Raw genomic sequence first — 2718 nt, 5'->3', positions numbered from 1 at the left:
TGGACAAAATTACAATTAATGATCTGACAGAGGGATGCGGAATCAGCCGTATGGCCTTTTATTATCATTTTAAAGACATTTATGATCTTGTGGAATGGGTGTGCATGGAGGATGCTTCGCGGGCACTTCAGGGCAAAAAGACCTATGATACATGGCAGGAGGGACTGTCACAGATTTTTGAAGTGGTTTTGGAAAATAAGCCTTTTATTCTAAATGTTTATCATTCTGTCAGCAGAGAACAGATTGAGAATTATCTGTTTCGTCTGACGCTTGATCTGATCATGGGAGTTGTCGAGGAAAAATCCGCCGGTATGAATCTTTCGGAAGAGGATAAACTATTTATTGCAAATTTTTATAAATATAGTTTTGTGGGAGTTATGCTGGACTGGATTAAAATGGGGATGAAGGTGGATTATCAGGAAATTGTAGACAAAATGTGCCTGACGCTTAAAGGGAATGTAACGAACTCTATTAAAAATTTTTCACAGCAGTAAAACAGGATATTTTTTATCAAAACAGGGGACATGATAAGTTTTTTATCATTGTCTCCTGTTTGTAAATTGAAAAATATATCAATGAGCGGTACCATACGGACATGGAAAGAAGTTAGTGTTTATAATCAGAAAGGTGGTCATTGATATGTCAAAGAAAAATATGAAACTTGGGGTTGCGTCTGCACTTGCTATTGGCGCCGGAGCGGCAATCGTGGCAAAGAAATCAAAGAAAAGTGAAAAAAAGATTAAAAAAGCTGCAGCAGAGCAGAGTGAATATCGAAACACGGAACGAGGAAAATATGAAAAAAACAGCAAGGGAATATACTATAGTAATGGTAATTATGAAGCCTTTGCACGTCCGGAAAAGCCGCAGGGAGTGGATGAAAAAAATGCATATATCGTAGGAAGCGGTCTGGCTTCACTTGCGGCAGCCTGTTTTTTAGTCCGTGACGGTCAGATGCCCGGCTCCCATATTCACATTCTTGAGGCCATGGATATTGCCGGCGGTGCCTGTGATGGTATTTTTGATCCGTCGAGAGGATATGTCATGAGAGGCGGAAGAGAGATGGAAAATCATTTTGAATGTCTGTGGGATCTGTTCCGGAGTATTCCGTCTCTTGAAAAACCGGGAGCATCTGTATTGGATGAATTCTATTGGTTAAATAAACACGATCCGAACTACTCACTTTGCAGAGCGACAGTTGACAGAGGTAAAGATGCCCATACAGACGGAAAATTCAACTTAAGCCAGAAAGGCTGTATGGAAATCATGAAACTCTTTATGACGAAGGATGAAGATCTATATGATAAAACTATTGAGGACGTTTTCGATGATGAAGTATTTAATTCTACTTTCTGGTTATACTGGAGGACCATGTTTGCTTTCGAGAACTGGCACAGTGCATTGGAAATGAAGCTTTATTTCCAGAGATTTATTCATCACATTGCCGGCCTTCCGGATTTTAGCGCACTTAAATTTACGAAATATAATCAGTATGAGTCTTTGATTCTTCCTATGCAGAAATATCTGGAAGATGCAGGAGTGGATTTCCAGTTCAATACAGAAGTGACAAATGTTATTTTTGAAAAGAAAAACGGAAAGAAAGTTGCGGTTGCTATTGATTGTAAAGTCGGAGATACAGAGAAGGGAATTTTGCTTTCAGAAAATGATCTTGTATTTGTGACAAACGGAAGCTGTACGGAAGGCACAATTTACGGAGATCAGGATCATGCGCCGAACGGGGATGCACAGGTTCGTACAAGCGGCTGCTGGACTTTATGGAAAAATATCGCAGAACAGGATCCGTCTTTCGGCCATCCGGAAAAATTCTGTTCGGATATCTCAAAGACGAACTGGGAATCTGCCACAATTACAGTTTTGGATGATAAGATTATTCCGTATATTACGAATATATGCAAACGGGATCCGAAGAGCGGCAAAGTTGTTACCGGCGGTATCGTCAGCTGTCAGGATTCAAAATGGCTGTTAAGCTGGACAATCAACAGACAGGGACAGTTCAAAGAACAGGATCCGGAAAAAGTTTGTGTATGGGTGTATGGCTTGTTCACAGATGTTCCGGGTGATTATGTGAAGAAACCGATGAAAGACTGTACAGGCAAAGAGATTACAGAAGAATGGCTGTATCATATAGGTGTTCCTGTTGATCAGATTGAAGAGCTTGCCGAGAACAGTGCGGTCTGTGTACCGACAATGATGCCTTATATCACCGCTTTCTTTATGCCGAGAACAAAAGGAGACAGACCGGATGTTATCCCGGACGGCTGCGTGAATTTTGCATTTTTAGGACAGTTTGCGGATACACCGAGAGACACGGTATTCACGACAGAATATTCTGTTAGAACTGCGATGGAGGCTGTTTATGGACTTCTCGGAGTGGACAGAGGTGTGCCGGAAGTATGGGGCAGTGTATATGATATCCGTGAACTTCTGGACAGCACGGTTAAACTGATGGATGGAAAATCACCTTTGGAGATTGAACTTCCTGGACCGCTCAATGCCCTTAAAAAGCCATTAATCCATTTGGTGAAAGGAACGGTCGTTGAAAAACTTCTGAGAGAGCATGATGTATTGAAAGACAATATGTTATAAAATGTAAAAACGGGCAAAGTCTGTGGCGGCTTTGTCCGTTTTTACAGGTTTGGGGTAGAAGAGAAATAATTGTTAAAAAAATAGTTGCATGCTATAATAAAATAAATGAGGAAG

The 2718-nt window shown here is 40.8% G+C and carries 2 protein-coding genes; both read left to right on the top strand.

Annotated elements, in window-relative coordinates:
- Positions 1-494 (top strand): TetR/AcrR family transcriptional regulator (locus QZZ35_RS10865; RefSeq protein WP_291237421.1); only part of this gene is annotated, 494 nt, incomplete at its 5' end.
- A 145-nt stretch (positions 495-639) separates the two neighbouring features.
- The gene (locus tag QZZ35_RS10860) at positions 640-2604 is read left to right on the top strand and encodes an oleate hydratase (protein WP_291237420.1); all 1965 of its coding nucleotides are present in this window, start codon (positions 640-642) and stop codon (positions 2602-2604) included.
- The last annotated feature ends 114 nt before the right edge of the window (positions 2605-2718 follow it).

Source organism: Frisingicoccus sp. (assembly GCA_016298055.1).
In the GTDB taxonomy this organism is placed as follows: domain Bacteria; phylum Bacillota; class Clostridia; order Lachnospirales; family Lachnospiraceae; genus Frisingicoccus.
Note: the sequence above shows the minus strand (reverse complement) of the source record. Positions and strands in the feature narration are given on the sequence as shown.